14 protein-coding genes are annotated in these 18899 nt (G+C 66.5%); 8 read left to right on the plus strand and 6 right to left on the minus strand.

The window, feature by feature from the left end; translation table 11 throughout:
* Positions 1–54: 54 nt before the first annotated feature.
* The 3 genes from ACFUCV_RS01060 to ACFUCV_RS01070 are packed head-to-tail and all read right to left on the minus strand — an operon-like array spanning position 55 to position 3338.
* Positions 55–189, minus strand: coding sequence for a methionine/alanine import family NSS transporter small subunit (locus ACFUCV_RS01060; RefSeq protein ID WP_380811074.1), 135 nt, complete (start codon positions 187–189; stop codon positions 55–57).
* A complete protein-coding gene (locus ACFUCV_RS01065; protein ID WP_380811076.1) occupies positions 186–1868 on the minus strand; it encodes a sodium-dependent transporter in 1683 nt (560 codons plus the stop codon). The genes ACFUCV_RS01060 and ACFUCV_RS01065 overlap by 4 nt, the downstream gene beginning before the upstream one ends.
* A gap of 42 nt (positions 1869–1910) precedes the next feature.
* Positions 1911–3338, minus strand: a complete 1428-nt coding sequence (locus ACFUCV_RS01070; protein WP_380811078.1) for an NAD(P)H-quinone dehydrogenase — start codon at positions 3336–3338, stop codon at positions 1911–1913.
* Between the two features lie 79 nt (positions 3339–3417).
* Between ACFUCV_RS01070 and ACFUCV_RS01075 the strand changes: the two genes are divergently transcribed.
* Together ACFUCV_RS01075 and ACFUCV_RS01080 are read left to right on the plus strand one after the other, a co-directional pair.
* On the plus strand, positions 3418–4239 hold the full coding sequence (locus ACFUCV_RS01075) for a purine-nucleoside phosphorylase (RefSeq protein WP_380811080.1): 822 nt from the start codon (positions 3418–3420) through the stop codon (positions 4237–4239).
* Positions 4240–4304: 65 nt separating this feature from the next.
* Positions 4305–6077, plus strand: coding sequence for a phospho-sugar mutase (locus ACFUCV_RS01080; protein ID WP_380811462.1), 1773 nt, complete (start codon positions 4305–4307; stop codon positions 6075–6077).
* Positions 6078–6664: 587 nt separating this feature from the next.
* On the opposite strand, the gene nirD is transcribed toward ACFUCV_RS01080, so the two are convergent.
* The gene (gene nirD, locus ACFUCV_RS01085; RefSeq protein WP_380811082.1) at positions 6665–7084 is read right to left on the minus strand and encodes a nitrite reductase small subunit NirD; all 420 of its coding nucleotides are present in this window, start codon (positions 7082–7084) and stop codon (positions 6665–6667) included.
* Between the two features lie 294 nt (positions 7085–7378).
* On the opposite strand from nirD, the gene nirB reads away from it, so the two are divergent.
* Together nirB and cobA are read left to right on the plus strand one after the other, a co-directional pair.
* Positions 7379–10075, plus strand: coding sequence for a nitrite reductase large subunit NirB (nirB, locus tag ACFUCV_RS01090; RefSeq protein ID WP_380811084.1), 2697 nt, complete (start codon positions 7379–7381; stop codon positions 10073–10075).
* Complete coding sequence (gene cobA / locus ACFUCV_RS01095) at positions 10072–10836, plus strand: uroporphyrinogen-III C-methyltransferase (protein WP_380811086.1); 765 nt, start codon at positions 10072–10074, stop codon at positions 10834–10836. The genes nirB and cobA overlap by 4 nt, the downstream gene beginning before the upstream one ends.
* An 8-nt stretch (positions 10837–10844) precedes the next feature.
* On the opposite strand, the gene ACFUCV_RS01100 is transcribed toward cobA, so the two are convergent.
* Complete coding sequence (locus ACFUCV_RS01100; protein ID WP_380811088.1) at positions 10845–11942, minus strand: acyltransferase family protein; 1098 nt, start codon at positions 11940–11942, stop codon at positions 10845–10847.
* A 196-nt stretch (positions 11943–12138) separates the two neighbouring features.
* On the opposite strand from ACFUCV_RS01100, the gene ACFUCV_RS01105 reads away from it, so the two are divergent.
* The 3 genes from ACFUCV_RS01105 (at position 12139) to ACFUCV_RS01115 (ending at position 14359) form a co-directional block, all read left to right on the plus strand.
* A complete protein-coding gene (locus tag ACFUCV_RS01105) occupies positions 12139–13311 on the plus strand; it encodes a uroporphyrinogen-III synthase (protein ID WP_380811090.1) in 1173 nt (390 codons plus the stop codon).
* Positions 13312–13341: 30 nt separating this feature from the next.
* Positions 13342–14055, plus strand: coding sequence for a deoxyribose-phosphate aldolase (gene deoC, locus ACFUCV_RS01110; protein ID WP_380811092.1), 714 nt, complete (start codon positions 13342–13344; stop codon positions 14053–14055).
* 79 nt (positions 14056–14134) lie between these two features.
* Complete coding sequence (locus ACFUCV_RS01115) at positions 14135–14359, plus strand: hypothetical protein (RefSeq protein ID WP_380811094.1); 225 nt, start codon at positions 14135–14137, stop codon at positions 14357–14359.
* Between the two features lie 194 nt (positions 14360–14553).
* On the opposite strand, the gene mfd is transcribed toward ACFUCV_RS01115, so the two are convergent.
* Positions 14554–18210: a transcription-repair coupling factor gene (gene mfd / locus ACFUCV_RS01120; RefSeq protein WP_380811096.1), complete on the minus strand. Its 3657-nt coding sequence runs from the start codon at positions 18208–18210 to the stop codon at positions 14554–14556.
* A gap of 172 nt (positions 18211–18382) precedes the next feature.
* On the opposite strand from mfd, the gene ACFUCV_RS01125 reads away from it, so the two are divergent.
* Positions 18383–18886: a DUF2505 domain-containing protein gene (locus ACFUCV_RS01125; RefSeq protein ID WP_380811098.1), complete on the plus strand. Its 504-nt coding sequence runs from the start codon at positions 18383–18385 to the stop codon at positions 18884–18886.
* Positions 18887–18899 lie beyond the last annotated feature (13 nt).

Consider the following 18899-nt stretch of genomic DNA (forward strand, 5'->3'; position numbering starts at 1 on the left):
TGTGGTGCGCCAAAGCGGCACCGGCGGAATCCAGCCGTGCCGGACTTTCGGGTCCTAGGGTTCGGGCACCTCGTTGGGGAGCTCGTCCTGTTCTTCGGGGTGCCTGGACAGGTTCCACAGGGCCAGGCCCAGTCCGCCCCACACGGTCAACATGGCAATGATCATCATGGTGATTGCTACCGGGGTCATTTCTTCACCTCCCCCACGGTGGCGCCGGCTTCGGCGGAGTGGCGAGCACCCGAGCCAAGCCCGGTAGAACCAAGCCCGGTGGAGCCAAGCCTGGCGTTGTTGTCCACATCGCCGGCACCTTGGGCGTCACTGTTGAACTGCTCATATTCGGGATCCTTGAGCTTGGATTTGTCGCTCCAGGGAATCAGGGACAGCAGCAGCGCCCCCACAATCAAGGCCCCCGCCATGCCCCAGCCAAAGACGCCGTTGAACCAGGCCGGGTAGCCGGAGTACTGTTCGGCGCTCTTGGCCTGGACCTCGCTGATGAGCATGTAGCCCAGCGCCACCGGCACAATTCCGCCCACCAGGATGCGCCAGCCGGCGCCCATCTTGATGGAGGAGGTGAGGTTGAGGTGCTTTTGCAGCCGCGGCAGGCTGCTGAGCCCGGCGGAAATGACAATCACGCTCACCAGCGCGCAGGCCAGGATGCCGAACTGGTTCACGAACGCATCGGAGGTGTCCAGCAGCTGGATGCCGGTGGTGGTGGGGAAGAGCAGCAGCGAAATCACTGCAATGGGGATGGTGACGGCCAGCGTGGCCAGCTTGCGGCTCCAGCCCAGCTTGTCCTGGAAGGCGGCCACAATGACCTCCAAAATGGAGATCAGCGAGGTCAGGCCGGCAAAGACCAGCGAGCCGAAGAACAACACACCCAGCACCGCACCAAAGGGGGCCTCGGAAACAATCGTGGGGAAGGCCACGAAGGCCAAACCAATGCCGCCGGAGGCCACCTCGTCCACGGCCGTTCCGGAAGCCACCGCCATGAAGCCCAGGGCCGCGAAAACACCAATGCCGGCCAGGATCTCAAAGCCGGAGTTGGCGAAGGCCACCACCATGCCGGAACCGGTCAGATCGGTTTTGCGCTTGAGGTAGGAGGAGTAGGTGACCATGATGCCAAAGGCCACGGAGAGGGAAAAGAAGATGTGGCCAAAGGCGGCAGCCCACACGCTGGCGTCGCGCAGCGCGGCCCAGTCGGGGGTGAAGAAGGCGTTCAGGCCCTCCATGGCGCCTTCCAGGAACACCGACTGCACCACTAGGATGATGAACATGACCACCAGCAGCGGCAGGAACACCGCATTGGCCCGGGAAATGCCCTTGTTGACCCCGGCCACCATGATCACAATGGTCACCAGCCAGACTGCGAGCATGGGGAAGAAGACGCTGGAGACAAAGTCAAAGGACAGCCCGGCCTCGTCGGCGGACTGCAGGTACTCGCCAAAGAAGAAGCCCTCGGCGTCGTCGCCCCAGGCCTGGGTCACGGAGAACCAGGTGTACATGGCTGCCCAGGCAATGATGGCCGCGTAGTAGATGGCAATGACAAAACAAATCAACACCTGCCACCAGCCCAGGGGCTCCGCGGCGCGGTGCAGACGGCGGTAGGACAGGGGCGCCGAGCCGCGGAAGCGGTGGCCAATGGAGTAGTCCAAAAACAGCAGCGGGATGCCGGCACACAGCAGCGCCACCAAATAGGGGACGAGGAAGGCGCCGCCGCCGTTTTCATACGCCACGTACGGGAAGCGCCAAATGTTACCCAGGCCTACGGCGGAGCCGATGGCTGAAAGGATGAAGAGTTTTCGCGAGGAGAAGGTCTCTCGACGGGCCGGGGCGGCTGTTCCGCCCCGGCCTGCAGGTAATTTGCTCATAGGACACGTTAACCCACTTCAGATCGCGGCAGGAAAGGTGTCCTACATGTGAACATGCAGGCGGCGCGCCGCCTCCGAAATGGAGCCGGACAAGGAGGGATAGACGGTGAAGGTGCTGGCAACGTCATCCACATGCAGCTTTTGGGCCACGGCCAGGGCAATGGGGAAAATCAGCTCACAGGCCCCGGCACCCACCACCACACCGCCAATGACGGTTCCGGAGCCCTTGCGGGCAATGATCTTAATGAAACCCTCATCCACATTGCGCATCTTGGCGCGGGCATTGGTGCGCAGCGAAAGCTTCAGCACATCCCCCTGGTACTTTCCGCTGGCCAGGTCCGCCTCCGAAACACCCACCGAGGCAATTTCCGGGGAGGTGAAGATGTTGGAGGAGACGTTTTTCAACTTCAGCGGGCGCACGCCGTCGCCGCCCAGGTGGGCCACGGCGATGCGGCCCTGCATGGCGGCCACCGAGGCCAGGGCGAAGACGCCTGTGCAGTCGCCGGCGGCATAGACGTTCGGCGCGCTGGTGCGGGAGACGCCGTCCACCTTGATGTGGCCGCTGGACGTGACCTCCACCCCCGCCGCTTCCAGGCCAATGCCGGTGGTGTTGGGGATGGAACCAACGCACACCAGGCAGTGCGTGCCGGTGACGGTGGAGCCGTCGCCCAGGGTGACCACCACGCCGTGCTCGGTGCGCTGCACGGATTCCGCACGGGAACGTGAGAGCACTGTGAGGCCGCGGCGGGCAAAGACGTCCTCCAGCACGGCGGCGGCGTCCGAGTCCTCCCCCGGCAGCACCTGGTCGCGGCTGGAAATCAAGGTGACCTTGGAGCCCAGGCCATTGAACGCGGAGGCGAACTCGGCGCCGGTGACGCCCGAACCCACCACAATGAGCTCCTCGGGAAGTTCCTTCAGGTCATAGATCTGGGTCCAGTTGAAAATGCGCTCGCCGTCGGGTTTGGCGGTGGCCAGTTCCCGGGGGTGCGCGCCCACGGAGACCAGGATGGCGTCGGCCCGGACAATCTCATTGGTCTCCCCGCGGTCCACCTCAATGGTGCGGTTGTCCAGCAGCCGCCCGGTGCCAATGATGATTTTCACGCCCACCGCCTCCAGCCCGCGGCGGATGTCGGTGGACTGCTCCTTGGCCAGGCGCAGCACGCGTTCATTGATCTGCAGCAGATCGGCCTTGATGGCTTCCTTGGGGTCGCCGTCGGCGGCTTTGAAGCTCACGCCCAGTTCCGCGGAGTCCACGTTGCGGTTCATGGCGTCGGCGGTGGCAATGAGGGTCTTGGACGGCACCACGTCCGTGAGCACGGCGGAGCCGCCCACCCCGGAGCGCTCAATGATGGTCACCTCGGCTCCCATGGAGGCGGCCACCATGGCGGCCTCGTAACCGCCGGGTCCGCCACCTAAAATGGCGAGGCTGGGAAGGGCAAAGGGCGCAAATACATCCTGTTGGCTGGTCACAGTCCTACATTCTTCCCTAGCCGCGGCTTTGCTCCAAGTCCCTTGGTGCCGGCAGGCCTTTGGACTGTATGTTGGTTCCGTGACTTATGAACAAGAGAATCCCGCAACTGATCCCCACCAGCTGGCTGCGCAGGCCGCGGCCCACATTGCCGAACACACAGGCGTGCCCAACCATGACATTGCAGTGGTGCTGGGTTCGGGGTGGGGGGCGGCGGCCGGCCTCATTGGCGAGGTGACGGCAGTGCTCGACGCCGCCACCGTCCCGGGCTTCTCGGCCCCGGCCGTGGTGGGGCACCAGGCCACACTGACCTCCATCCGCACGCCAAACGGGAAAAACGTGCTGGTCCTGGGGGCCCGCACCCACTTTTACGAGGGCAAGGGCGTGCGTGCGGTGGTCCACGGGGTGCGCACCGCAGCGGCCGCCGGCGCCAAGACGCTGGTGCTGACCAATGGTTGCGGCGGTTTGAACGAGGCCTGGGCGCCCGGCACGCCGGTGCTCATCAGCGACCACATCAACCTCACGGCCACCTCCCCCCTGGAAGGTGCCACCTTTGTGGATCTGACCGATCTGTACTCCGCGCGCCTGCGCGGCCTGGCCCTGGAGGTGGACCCCTCCCTGGATCAGGGCGTGTACGCGCAGTTCACCGGCCCGCACTATGAGACCCCCGCCGAGGTGCAGTACGCCAAGGCCATTGGGGCCGATCTGGTGGGCATGTCCACCGCGCTGGAGGCCATTGCGGCCCGGGCGGCCGGCATGGAGGTGTTTGGCATTTCACTGGTCACCAACCTGGCCTCCGGCATCAGCGCCACACCGCTGAGCCACACCGAAGTGCTGGAGGCAGGGGTTGCCGCCGGTCCCAGGATTTCGGCATTGTTGGCCGGCATCATCGCCAAACTCTAGGACATCCCTGCGGCGGCGGATACATTGGTTGCGTGAAACACGTACAAAAGGAAACATCCGAGTCCATGGCCGCACTCGAACTCGCCGCCCTGCGCGAAGCGGCCGCCGTGTGGGCCGCCAACGATCCCGATCCCGCCACGGCCCAGGCGCTGCAGGAGCTGATTGCGGACGCCGCGGCGGATCCCGCGGAGCTGGTGGACAGCTTTGCCGGGGATCTGCAGTTCGGCACTGCCGGGCTGCGGGCCGCCATGGGCCCGGGCCCCAACCGGATGAACAGGACGGTGGTGCGCCGGGCCGCTGCGGGTGTGGCGGCCCACCTGTTGGCCCTGGCCCAGGAGCACGACGGCGGCCCCGCACCCGTGGGCGGGCTTTCCTACCGCCCCCGGGCCGTGGTGGGCTTTGACGCCCGCCACAATTCAAGCGCCTTTGCCGCCGAAACGGCAGCCATCTTCACCGCCGCCGGCATTGAGACCTACCTGTTGCCGGCGCCGCTGCCCACGCCCGTGCTGGCGTACGCGGTGCGGGCGCTGTCCTGCGAGGCGGGGATCATGGTCACCGCAAGCCACAACCCCAAGCAGGACAATGGCTACAAGGTCTACCTGGGCGGGCGGGCAGTGGCCGCCGAGGCCCAGGGCGTGCAGATTGTGGCCCCGCACGACGCCGACATTGCAGGACACATTGCCGCCGTGGCCCGGGCGGGCGAATTTGGTGACACCGCCGCCATTGGCATGGCGGAGCAGGGCTGGACGGTGCTGGGTCCGGAGCTGGTGGAAAACTACATTGCCGCCGCCGCCGCAGTGGCCGATCCTGGCACCTTTCCGGCGCGCGGGCTGCGGATTGTGCACACTTCCATGCACGGGGTGGGGCATGAAACGGCGCTGGCGGTGCTGGCGCAGGCCGGCTTCAGCGACGTCCACCCCGTGCCGGAGCAGGCCCAGCCGGACCCCGGGTTCCCCACCGTGGCGTTCCCCAACCCGGAGGAGCCCGGCGCCATGGACCTGGCGTTCGCACTGGCGGAGTCCGTGGATGCCGATCTGGTGCTGGCCAATGACCCCGACGCCGACCGGGTGGCCCTGGGTGCCCGGAACCCGGCCACCGGGCAATGGCACCAGCTCCACGGCGACCAGGTGGGGGCGTTGTTGGGCGCACACCTGGTGCTGCGCGGCGGGGCCGTGGACGCCGGCGCGGCGCCGGTGTTCGCGAACTCCATTGTTTCCTCGCGGCTGCTGGCCAAGATTGCCGCCGCCGCCGGCTACCAGCACCGGGAAACCCTCACGGGCTTCAAGTGGATCTCTCGGGTGCCGGGGCTGACCTTTGGCTATGAGGAAGCCCTGGGCTACTGTGTAGCCCCGGAGCTGGTGCGGGACAAGGACGGCATTTCCGCCGGGCTGCTGCTGGCGGAAATGGCTGCCGCCCTCAAGGCGGACGGCCGGACGGTCTTTGATGTCCTGGATGAGCTGGCACTGGTCCACGGGCTGCATGTGAGCAATCAAATGAGCATCCGGGTGGAGGACCCTTCGGACATTGTGGCCATGATGGACAGGCTGCGGAGCCAGCCCCCGGCCGCCTTTGACGGTTCCGCCGTGACCGAACACAAGGACTTGTCAGTGGGCACCGCGGATCTTCCCGCCACCGACGGCATGGCGTATCTGACACGCAACGGCACCCGGGTCATTGTCCGGCCCAGCGGCACCGAGCCCAAGCTCAAGTGCTACCTGGAAGTGATTGTGCCGGTGGCCGAGGCGGATCAGCTCGATGCCGCCCGCTCGGAGGCGCAGCGGGCGCTTGCGGCAGTGGTGCTGGATGTGGAGGGCGCCCTGGGGTTGGAAAACCTCTAGGCAAGGGTGCGTCGCCGGCACAGGCCGGCGGCGCAGGCACTCTCAACAGCCGTTGAATCCCTTAGAGCCGGGCAGCCCATCCTTCCTGGCCACATTGTTGATGTAGTACGTGACTCCGGTCTTGACGGGAATTCTGACGGTGTCAGCCGTGGCGTTGAAGACCGGCTGGACGGGGGTCACAGCCGTGCGGAGATCGCAGCTCCACGTTTTCGGACCCGCCAACAGCACGCTCGCGGCGGCATCAGCTTGTTCAATTCCCGCATTCCCCCTGGCAGCTTGGCCACTTGCATCCCCAACACCGCACTCCTGCCAAGATCGCCGGAATGTGACAAATACGGCTGGGACACCGCCAGTTTTGGGCCGCACCCCGCATCTTATGTGTACAACACACAGCCCGGTCGCACCCACAACATGTTCAGCTTTTTTATGCGCCAAAACCGCACCGAATCCGGCGCATAAGAAACGTGGCACAACTTTATGCGCCAAACCCAGACCGGGTTTGGCGCCAAGAGTCGCCATGCGCCAAATTCAGGACCAGCCCGGCGCATGACATCACCGACAGCAAGGCAGCCCTGCCACGCAGATGGCTAACGGCACATATCCAGGGACACCTCAATGGCGCCGTCCACCACCCGCACCGGATAGGTGCCCAAGTGGAGTTCGGGGTGGCCAAAGCACTCCCCCGTGGCCAGTGAATAGACCTCCTTGTGCAGGGGCGAGGCGATCGTGGGGACATCCCCGCGCGAACCCACCAGTCCCCGGGCCATGACGTGGGAGCGGGTGGCCGGATCGGCGTGGGAGACGGCAAACACCTGGCTTGCCCCCACCCGGAACAAGGCCAGCTGCTGGCCGTTGATGAGAACCGCCTCGCCCCAGGAATCCTCCAGCTCGTCCAGCCGGCAGAGCGCATACCAGCGGGCTGTTTGGGCGGGGCGGGCCTTGGCCTGCTGGACGGTGCGGGGCAATTCCAGGGGCAATTCCAGGGGCATTTCCATGAGCGTTTCCATGAGCGTTCCTTAGGTAAATGCAGCGTAGGTGCAGCGTTTAGGCGGCATTGGGGGCCTGGACCCGGCAGTGGTGGCCCGGATCCATCAACTGCACTTCACACTAGGGCTGCCATGTTTCCCGTGCGGCCCCTGCGTGTGTCGGCAAGGTTAAACCCGGGTCACCACCGCGGCGGGCGCACCAGTGAGGTACGCGTTAACTGCCTGTTACTTAAGCGAAACGGTTCAGTAATGGCGCTTTCCTACGATGGGACCACACCGTGGCGCCAACAGGCCCACCCAGTGAAAGGCCCTGTCATGACGCAGCCCAGCGAGCAGAACATTCCGGATCCGAAAGCCCCTGGCGCAATTATGGTGGTGGGCGGAGGTCCGGCAGCGCACCGTTTTGCCGAGGCCATGCACGCCCGCGGCCTCAACAACTGGCACATTACGGTCCTCACCGAGGAGGTCCATGCCCCCTATGACAGGGTGGCGCTGAGCCAGGCCCTCACGGATGTGGACACCGACCTTACCCTGGGCGATCCGGCCCTGTGGGACCACCCCGCCATCACGCTGGTCCGGGGCGCCGAGGTGGCGAGGATCGATCCCGGCAACGGCATCGTCGAGACCATGAGCTGCGGCGAACTAATCCAGTACCCGTACGACCAGTTGGTCCTGGCCACCGGTTCCGACGCCGTGCGCCTGAGCATTCCCGGCGCCGAACACGCCCACGTCTACCGCACCCTGGAGGACGTGTGGACCCTCAATGCCCAAGTGGCCCGACTGGGGGAGAAGCTGGGCCGGAAGGTGAACACCGCGGTGATTGGCGGCGGGCTGCTGGGGCTTGAGGCCGCCGCGGGGCTCATCAAGCTCGGCGCCGCCTCAGTGGTCATCAACGGCGGCAATTGGCTCATGAATGCCCAGCTTGATGAGGGCGCCGGCCAGGCCCTGGGCCGCCTGGTCGCGGCAAAGGGCATGAGCGCCACCGCCGGGGTGTACCCCTCCGCCATTGAAAGTGACGGTGCCGGGCAGGTCACCGGCGTGCTGTTGGCCGACGGCACGCTGGTGCCGGCGGATCTGGTGGTGGTGGCGGTGGGCGTGCGGCCCCGTGATGAACTGGCCCGCGGGGACGACGGCGCCGCACACCACGGCTTTGAACTGGGCCCGCGCGGGGGCATTGTCATCACCGACGGCTGCGCCACCACGGTCCCGGGCGTGTGGGCCATTGGCGAGGTGGCCAACTTTGGCGGCATGTGCCTGGGCCTGGTGGCACCGGCCAACACCATGGCGGAAATTGTGGCGGACCGGCTGCACGGCGGGACCGCCACCTTCCCCGGTTTTGACACCGCCACCAAGCTCAAGCTCTCCGGCGTGGATGTGGCCAGCTTCGGTGACGCCTTCGCCCGCACCGGGAACAGCCTGGAGGTGGTGTACGCAGACCCGGCCCGTGGCGTGTACCAAAAAATTGTCACCAGCGAAGACGCCAAAACGCTTTTGGGCGGGATCTTTGTGGGGGACGCCTCCCCCTACACCAGCCTGCGCCCCCTGCTGGGCCGGGAACTGCCGGCGGAACCCGGCGCGTTCCTTTCGGCGGCCGGCGGCGGGGACGCCCCCACGGTCGAGCTTCCCGACGACGCCGTGCTGTGCTCCTGCAACAATGTCACCGCCGGCAGTGTCCGCGACGCCGTCAACGGCTGCGGCAGCTGTGATGGCCAGGATCCGGTGCGGGAGCTGCCCGTCCTGAAGGCGTGCACCCGGGCAGGCACCCAGTGCGGTTCCTGCGTGCCGCTGCTGAAGAAGGTGCTTGAAAGGGAACTGGTGAAAGCCGGCATTGCCGTCTCCACGGCCCTGTGTGAGCACTTTGCCCTTTCCCGCCGGGAGCTTTTTGAGGGCATCCGTGCCCTGGAGCTGAGCACCTTCCCGGACATCGTGGCCCGCTTTGGCGTGGCCGGGACGGCTGAAGCGGCGCGCGGCTGCGACATTTGCAAGCCCACCGTGGCCAATATCCTCGCCAGCCAAAACGGCGCCTACGTCCTGGATGAGGGCCGCGGCACGCTGCAGGACACCAATGACAGGGCGCTGGCCAATATGCAAAAGGATGGCAGCTACTCGGTGGTGCCGCGCATCCCAGGCGGGGAAATCACCCCGGAGAAGCTGGCGGTCATTGCCAAGGTGGCCCAGGATTTTGGGCTGTACACCAAAATCACCGGCGGGCAACGGATTGATCTTTTCGGGGCCCGGCTGGAGCAGCTGCCGGAAATTTGGCGGATCCTGGTGGACGCCGGCATGGAGTCCGGGCAGGCCTACGGCAAGTCATTGCGCACGGTGAAGTCCTGTGTGGGCTCCACGTGGTGCCGCTTCGGGGTGCAGGACTCGCAGGCCATGGCCATTGACCTGGAACTGCGCTACCGGGGCCTGCGCAGCCCACACAAAATCAAATTTGGCGTCTCCGGCTGCGCCCGTGAATGCGCCGAAGCCCGCGGCAAGGATGTGGGCATCATTGCCACCGCCGACGGCTGGAATTTGTATGTGGGCGGCAATGGCGGGGCAACCCCGGCCCACGCCCAGCTGCTGGCCAAGGACCTCGACGCTGACACCCTGGTGCGCTACATCGACAGGTACCTGATGTATTACATCCGCACCGCGGACAGGCTGCAGCGCACGGCCCGCTGGCAGGAAGAGCGTGGACTGCCCCAGGTGGAAGAGGTGGTGGTGCAGGATTCCCTGGGCATTGCCGCGGAGCTGGAGGCCGCCATGGCCGCCCATGTGGAGAACTACCAGGACGAATGGGCCGCCACCCTGGCGGACCCCGAACGGCTGCGCCGCTTCCGCTCCTTCGTCAATGCCCCGGACACCGCCGATGACTCCATTGTTTTTGTCCCCGAACGGGGCCAGATCCGTCCGGCCACGCAGGGGGAAAAGGCCGCTTCGGTGCTGATCGCCACCCACATTCCCGTCCGCGGCACCGGAACGCCCGCGCCCAAGCAATCCACCGGTAAAGGGGACCTTTCATGACACGCACACGACGCACCGGACACATCACCCTCGCAGGGGGCGGCCCCGGACCGGCCGATCTGCTCACCGTCCGCGCGGCCAGGGCCCTGGCCGTGGCCGACGTGGTCTATTTCGACCGCCTGGGCCCCACCGCGGACCTGGCGCAGCTGGCGCCACGGGCCACCTTTGTGGACGTGGGCAAAACCCCCGGGCGCCACAAGGTGCCGCAGGAGGACATCACCGCCCGGATGATCGACGGCGCCCGCAGCGGCCTGCAGGTGCTCCGCCTCAAGGGCGGGGACCCGTTCGTGTTTGGCCGCGGCGGGGAGGAAATGGCCGGTGCGCTGGCCGCGGGCATCCCGGTGACGGTGATTCCGGGCGTTTCCAGCGCCATTGCCGTCCCCGGCGCGGCCGGCATTCCCCTCACGCACCGCAATGTCAGCCACCTGTTCACGGTGGTCTCCGGGCACGCCCCGCTTACAGGCAGGGAGTATGCCCATTTGGCGGGCCTGGGCGGCACCCTTGTGGTGCTCATGGGCATCGGCACGCTGCCCTCGCTCGTGGCGGGGCTGCGCCTGGCCGGGCTGGCCGCCAGCACGCCGGTTGCCGTTCTCGAGCGTGGTTTCAGCCCCACCGCGCGCACCACAACGTCAACGCTGGCTGGCATTGTGGCGGCCTCCTCCACCTGCCGCAATCCGGCAGTGATTGTCATGGGCGAGGTGGTGGCGCTGGGGGCGGAGCTGGCCGTGGCCGGGCTGGACGCGGCCCTGCTGACGGCGTGAGCCCGGCCTCAGGCCAGCTGCGCCCGCTCGAAGCGGTGCTTGTGCCGCAGCGCGGGCATCTCCACCCAACGGTAGGACGCCTCGGCCACGGCAAAGGCAACGGCGAGCGCGCAGACAATGAGCAGCACCGGGTCCGTGATGAAAGGCTCCAGCGACTCCAGGGCAAGGAGGTTCCACAGGTAGAGCCCGTAGGAACGTCTGCCCACATAGACCAGCAGGGGCGAGCCGAGCACCCGCGTGGAGACGGTGGCTTGGCTGCCGGTGCTGCGGGCAATGATGACGCAGCTGGCCAGGGACAGCAGCGGCACCACCACCGCATGCGTGACCACGCTGTTCAATGTGGGCGGGGACAGCGCCACCAGCAGCAGCAGGCACCAGGCAATGGGGGCGAACTTTGCCACCTCCGCGCCAAATTGTCCCTGGGTGCGGCGTTGGGCAATGGCCAGGGACGCACCCAAAAGCAGCGGGGCAATCCACGTCCACGTCCGGTAGAAGGACATCAGGCCAAGGAACAGGAAGGCCACAATGCCCAGCAGTGTGAACACCACGGCGGCGCCGAGCACCAGCTTTTGCAGGCGCGGCTTCAGTGCCGGTGCCCCCAGCAGGAGGATCAGGACCAGGGGCCAGAGGAGATAAAACTGTTCCTCCACGGACAGCGTCCAAAGCACGGTCATGGAATGGGGGATCTGCAGGCCTTGGAAGTCGGCGAAGTTGAAGACGTAAAAGAATGCCATCACCGCGCCCGTGACGGCGCCGTCCGGATCCATGCGCAGCTGCCGGCCCACGGTGAACGCCAGCGCCAGGGCCACGAGCAGGAAAAGGTACAGGGCCGGCAAAAGCCGCAGCGCCCGGCGGATGTAAAAGGCCTTCAGTTCGATCCGCCCGGTGCGCTCATGCTCCTTCAACAGCAGGGTGGTGATGAGATATCCGCTCAAAACAAAGAACACCAGCACGCCGTACGCGCCGCCGTCAAAGCCGCCGGGGGCAAAGACGGGCACGTAATGGGAGGCAATGACGGCGCCAATGGCCACCCCGCGGATGCCATCCAGTGCCTGGGTGCGGGATTTGGTCTGGACGGGCGGATTTTTTGCGGCGGGGATGGGCACCAGGACTCCCGTGGTTGCGGCGGCACGCAGACCGGCCGGCCGTTGACAGTGCGTTTACTGTACCGCGGTTCCCTGCGGCGCTTCCAAAACCGTGCCGGGGGCGCGCAACATTAGGCAGTGCGGGTCCCGCTTTGGCAGTGTCGTAAAGCATGGGCCGCAATGCGTGCCACAGTCTCCTCCCAGCTGTAAGGACCCCATGAACGATTCACCGCAGACCCGCCCGGCCCAGCCCCTGCTGGGTTTCCGCATTGGAGTCACAGCCCACCGCCGTGCCGCGGACCTGATCGAGGCGCTGGAGCGCCGGGGCGCGCAGGTCCTGCATGCCCCGGCCTTGAAGATTGCCCCGGTTGCAGATGATGACATATTGCGTGCCGAGACCGCGGCCGTGATTGCCGCCGCCCCGGATTTGGTCATGGTCACCACCGCCTATGGCATGCGGCGCTGGTGTGAGGCCGCCGACGCCGCCGGGCAGGGTGAGGAACTTCTGGCCGCGCTGGCCCGGGCCGCCATCTACGTCCGCGGCCCCAAGGCCCGGGGCGCGGTCCGGGCCACGGGCCTGGATGACGAGGGCATCAGCTCCGATGAAACCACCGCCACGTTGACGGATCTGGTCATTGCTGCCGGGGTGGACGGCAAGACAGTGGCCGTGCAGGTCCACGGCTACACGGACGAGGCCGCACTGGAGCGCCTGCGCGCGGCCGGCGCACGGGTGCTGACAGTGACCCCGTACCGCTGGGTCAATGCCGAGGACGGCGAGAAACTGCCGCAGCTCATTGACGCGGTCATTAACCGTCAGCTCGATGTCCTCACCTTCACCAGCGCACCGGCCGTCGACGCCGTGCTGAGCACCGCCGAGGCCTTGGGCCGCGGCCGGGAGTTCCGCAACGCCCTGCGCGGGGTCCAGGATGAACGCCTCCCCGCCTCCGAAAGCACCCCCGGCGCCGTGGTCACTGCCGTGGTGGGACCTGTCACTGCGGCCCCGCTGCTCCAGGCGGGCATCACACCCCTGGTTCCGGAACGCTTCCGCATGGGGGCCTTGATCCGTCTGGTGTGCGAGCACCTGGAGGGCGCTCCGGTGCTGCGGGCCCAAAGCGCCGGGGCGGTGCTGGAACTGCGCGGGCAGTCACTGAACGTCAATGGGGTTCCGGTGCCGCTGGCCCCGGCCCCCCTGCAGCTGGTGAGGGCGCTGATGGCGGGCAATGGCGCGGTCCTCTCCCACCGGGAGCTGTCCGCTGCCCTGGGGGTGGCCGATCATGCGCTGCACATGAGCATCAGCCGGCTGCGCGCCGCACTGCCGGATCCCGCCATTGTGGAAACCGTGCTCAAGCGCGGCTACCGGCTGCGCGGGCCGGCGGATATGACACCATAGTTGTATCAGCCGCCTGCAGGAAGGTTCACCATGACCAGCCCCCTCTCCGAGCCAAACAACGCCGACACCGCCGCCGAAAGTTTGGCCCGCTACATTGACCACACGCTGCTGGCCCCCGATGCCAGCCGCGCCGACATTTTGCGCCTGTGCGCCGAAGCCGCCGAGCACCATTTCAAATCCGTCTGCGTCAACCCGGTGTGGGTGGAGACCGCCAAGAAGGCACTGTTGGGAACGGGCGTCTTGACGTGCACGGTGGTGGGTTTCCCCCTGGGCACGCACAACACCGACGTGAAGGTCTTTGAGGCCCGCGGCGCCACCATGGACGGTGCCGAGGAAGTGGACATGGTCATTAACATTGCCGCCGCCCGCGCCCTGGACAAGGACGCCCTGGTCTCCGACATTTCCGCCGTGGCCGAGGTGGTGCATGCCGAAGAGGCCCTGTTGAAGGTCATCATTGAGACCTCGCTGCTCAGTGATGATGAAAAGGTGCTGGCCTGCCAGGCGGCTGTGGAGGCCGGGGCCGACTACGTCAAAACCTCCACGGGCTTCAATGGCGGCGGCGCCACCGCCCAGGACGTGGCCCTCATGCGCCAGAGCGTGGGCCCTGAGCTGGGCGTGAAGGCCTCCGGCGGGGTGCGCACCAAGGACAAGGCGCTGGAAATGATTGCCGCCGGCGCCACCAGGATTGGCACCAGCTCCGGCATTGCCATTGTCAGTGGCGGCGCAGGCGGCAGCGGCTACTGATTCATACTAAGATCGTGGGTAGATCACCGCGCCGCTGGCGCAGCCACTTTGCTCCCCACTTTTCGGGGTAGGAGGAACCATGTCCAATAGCAGTTACCGCCGCGAGAACAGTGTTGTGCAATCAGCAGTGTTGTTCGCCATCTTCATGATCCTGTTTTTGGCAGGAATTTTTGCCTTCTCCTTCTGGAGCCTCGAAAGCGCCGCGCACGCCTACATTCCCGGTGCCGCAGGCCTGATCCTGTGCTCCCTGGCGTTCTTTGTGCCCATGACCTTCATTGGCCGTTCGGACACCGCCGGAGAGTAGGCAGTTCCCTTCCACTGACCCGCATCTGGCCCGCCTGGGCCGTGCGGGTCAGTTTTTTAATGCCCCCGGTGGTCCATGCGCCGAACTGGGACCGGGTCCAGCGCATGCACCCGCCATGCGCCGAACCCAGGCCGGGTCCAGCGCATAAGGTTCACACAACACACAACACACAACAGGCACAGCAAGCCACAGCGTCAGCTGGCCACCGGCGCCACTTCAAAGATGGCTTCCAGCACGCCCTGCGCCCAGGCCAGCACCTCGGCATCGGCCAAATCGCGGCCGCCAATGCGCGCGGTTTTGGGCTTGGGGATGAGCACCGCGTTCAGCGCCGGTTTCACCAAAGACCCGGGATACATGCGCGTCAGGCGCATCTCCTTGGATTCGGGCAGCTCGGCCGGGGCGAACTTGATGAAGTTGCCCTGCAGCGCCACGTCGGAGAGTCCGGCGGCGCGGGCCAGCACCTTGAAGTGCGCCACGGCAATGAGGTTCACAGCTGCCGGCGGAAGCTCACCGTACCTGTCAATGAGCTCGGCCTGCACCTCTGCAATGGCCTCCATGGTGTCGGCGGCCGCCAGCTTCCGGTACGCCTCCAGGCGCAACCGCTCCCCCGGCACGTAGTCGTGCGGCAGGTGCGCATTGACGGGCAGCTCAATTTTCATTTCCGCCGCCCGCTCCTCGCCTTCGCCGCGGAAGTCGGCCACGGCCTCGCCCACCAGGCGGATGTACAAATCAAAGCCCACGCCCTGGATGTGGCCCGACTGCTCGCCGCCCAGCAGGTTGCCGGCGCCGCGGATTTCCAGGTCCTTCATGGCCAGGGCCATGCCGGCACCGAGTTCATTGTGCGCGGCCACGGCCTTGAGCCGCTCCAGCGCCACCTCGCCCAGCGGCTTGTCCGCCGGGTACAGGAAGTAGGCGTACGCGCGTTCGCGGCCGCGGCCCACCCGGCCGCGCAGCTGGTGCAGCTGGGACAGGCCATAGTTGTTGGCCTGTTCCACAATCAGGGTGTTGGCGTTGGAGATGTCCAGGCCGGTTTCAATGATGGTGGTGCACACCAGCACGTCAAAGCGCTTCTCCCAGAAGTCCACAATGATCTGCTCCAGGCGTGCCTCGGACATTTGCCCGTGGGCCACTGCCACGCGTGCGTCCGGGACCAGCTGTTGGATGTGGGCTGCCGTGCGGTCAATGGATTTGACCCGGTTGTGGACATAGAAGACCTGGCCTTCGCGCATGAGTTCGCGGCGGATAGCAGCACCCACCTGCTTGTCGCTGTGGGCGCCAACATAGGTCAGCACCGGGTGGCGCTCCTCCGGCGGGGTGGCCAGGGTGGAGGTTTCGCGGATGCCGGTCATGGACATTTCCAGGGTGCGGGGAATGGGGGTGGCGCTCATGGCCAGCACGTCCACATTGGTGCGCATCTTTTTCAGCGCTTCCTTGTGCTCCACCCCGAAGCGCTGCTCCTCATCCACGATCACCAGGCCCAGATCCTTGAAGGCAAAGTCCTTGGACAACAGGCGGTGGGTGCCAATGACCACGTCCACGGACCCGGTGCGCACGCCCTCCACGATTTCCTTGGATTCCTTGGCGCTTTGAAAGCGTGACAGCGGCGCCACCCGGATGGGGAAGCCGGAGAAGCGTTCATTGAAGGTCTCGTAGTGCTGCTGGGCCAGCAGGGTGGTGGGCACCAGCACCGCCACCTGCTTGCCGTCCTGGACCGCCTTGAATGCGGCGCGCACGGCAATTTCGGTTTTGCCGTAGCCCACGTCACCGGAAATCAGCCGGTCCATGGGGACTTCCTTTTCCATGTCAGCCTTGACCTCGTTGATGGCCACCAACTGGTCAGGGGTCTCCACATAGGGGAACGCCTCCTCCAGCTCGGCCTGCCAGGGCGTGTCGGGGCCAAAGGCGTGCCCGCGGCTGGCCATGCGCGCCGAATACAGCCGGATGAGTTCCCCGGCTATTTCCTTCACCGCCTTGCGGGCCTTGGACTTGGTGGCGGCCCAGTCGGAGCCGCCCATCTTCGACAGCGCCGGCGCGTCCCCGCCCACATAGGCCGTCACCTGGTCCAGCTGGTCGGTGGGCACAAAGAGCCTGTCCCCCGGCGCGCCCCGCTTGGACGGGGCATACTCCAGCACCAAATATTCGCGCAGCCCGGCTTCCCCCGCCCTGGTGCTCGACGACGCCCCGGCCACCTTGCGCTGGATGAGCTCCACAAATTTGCCCACACCGTGCTGTTCATGGACCACGTAGTCCCCGGCCTGCAACTGCAGCGGATCCACGGCGTTGCGGCGCTTGGAGGGCATTTTGCGCATGTCCCGCGTGGACACGGCAGAGGCCCGCCCCAGCAGGTCCGCCTCCGTGAGCAGGCCCAGCTTCAGGGAGTCAAAGACAAAGCCGCGGCCGGTGTCTGCGGTGGTGACCTCAATGATGCCCGGCTGCGGTTCGTGGTCCAGGGTGTCCACCCGCGAGGTGGGAATGTTGGCCTCGTGGAACAGCTCCGCCAGGCGCTGGGCCGGGCCGGGGCCGGCGGTGGCCACCACCACCCGCCACTGGTCCTTGACCCGGGAGCCAATGAACTCGAGCATTTCCGCCACGTCCCCGCGGTAGCCGCGCGGTTCCCGCGCCTGCAGGTTGAGCACGTCGGTGGAGACTTCCAGCTCCTCGTCCTGGGCCAGCGAACTCATGGTCCACCATGCCACGCCGTGCTCCAGCGCGGCCTCCCGGGTCTCACCCAGGGACTTGAAGCCGGCGGAGGAAAGGTCCACGGCGGCACCGGCCGCGGTGGACAGATCCAGCGGGGCGGTGCCCCCGTCGGAGGCGGTGGACCAGGCGGCCTCCAGGAACTCCTCATTGGTGGATTCCAGGTCATGGGCCCTGGCGCTGACCTTTTCCGGATCCAGCACCACGGCAATGGACCCACCGGGGAGCAGCGATGCCAGCGGCACCATGCCGTCCACCAGGGCCGGGGCCAGGGATTCCATGCCCTCCACGGCAATGCCGCCGGCAATTTTCTCCAGCATGCCGGCAGCTGCCGGCATCAGGTCCTTGAGCTTGGCGGCCCGCCCCATCACGGTGGGGGTGATGAGGATTTCCCGGCACGGCGGGGCGTACAGCTCCGTGGGGTGAGTGACGCTGCCGGTCACCGAGCTCAGGGTGCGCTGGTCGGCAATGCTGAACCAGCGCATGGATTCCACTTCGTCGCCAAAGAATTCAATGCGCACCGGGTGGTTCTCGGTGGGCGGGAAAACATCCAGGATCCCGCCGCGGACGGCAAATTCCCCGCGGTGCGTGACCATGTCCACGCGGGCGTAGGCTGCGTCGGCGAGGCGCTTGATGAGCTCGGCAAAGGCAATGTCCTGCCCCGTCTTGACCCGTACCGGGACCAGTTCGCCCAGGCCGGCCACCAGCGGCTGGACCACTGCGCGGATGGGTGCCACCACCACGCGCAGGGGTTCGCGGCCGTCGTGCTCGGGATGGGCCAGCCGGCGCAGCACCGCCAGGCGGCGCCCCACGGTGTCCGAGCGCGGGGACAGGCGCTCGTGCGGGAGGGTCTCCCAGCTGGGGAACTCGGCCACGGCGCCTTCGGGCAGGTAGGACCGCAGGGCAGCCACCGTGTCCTCGGCTTCACGGCCCGTGGCGGTCACGGCCAGCACCACTGCCGGGGCGGCTGCGGTGGCGTGCGGCCGGGCGGCAAGCCCGTCCACCATTTCGGCCAGCAGCACCGGACGCAGACCAGCGGGGGTGCTGAAGGCCATGCCCGTGCTGCGCGTTGCCGGGTTGGCGGAGGCGAAGCTGCGCACCCTGGCAAATGACGGATCCTGGGCGAGTGCAATCCGCAACCCTGCAAGGCTCATGGGCGTGTTTCTCCTTCGATCCCGGCGAGGGGGATCTTGTGGCGTGGCGTGCTGGGGACAACAAAACCCGCGAAAATCGCATGGGCGGTCCGGGACCCTATCCAGCTTACTCGTTGCGCGCCTTGCTATCCTAGAGTCTGGCCAAGCAGGCCCCACCATTGGAGGAACCACCATGGCGCTTTCCGCCGCAACCACACTTCAAGCCCCGGCCCAAAGTGTCACCGATGTCTTTGCCAACGAAGGCTTCATTAAACATGTCAGCGAAACCGTGGGCGGCGAACTGAAGTCGTTCACCATCAGCGGCCCCACCACCGGCGCCTTCACCACCACCACGGTGCGCACGCTGCCCACCACCCGGATGCCTGACATTGCCAAAAAGGTCCTGGGCGCCACGCTGACGGTCACCCAAAACGAGTCCTGGAGCGCACCGGCGGCAGACGGTTCCCGCACCAACACCATCAAGCTTGCCGTGGCAGGCGCCCCGGTGGACGTCAAGGCCGAGCAGAAGCTGCGCGCCGACGGTTCCACCACTGTGGTGGAACTCAGCGGCCAGGTCACCTCCGGTGTACCGTTTTTGGGCGCCAAGATTGCCTCCGCCGCCGAGCCGGTCATTGGCCGGGCGTTGAACCTGCAGGCCACACTCGCCCAGGAATGGTTGACTGCGCACCCCGCCTAGCCCGTCCACCCCA

It is taken from the genome of Specibacter sp. NPDC057265, from assembly GCF_042668835.1.
Taxonomy (GTDB): Bacteria; Actinomycetota; Actinomycetes; order Actinomycetales; family Micrococcaceae; genus Specibacter.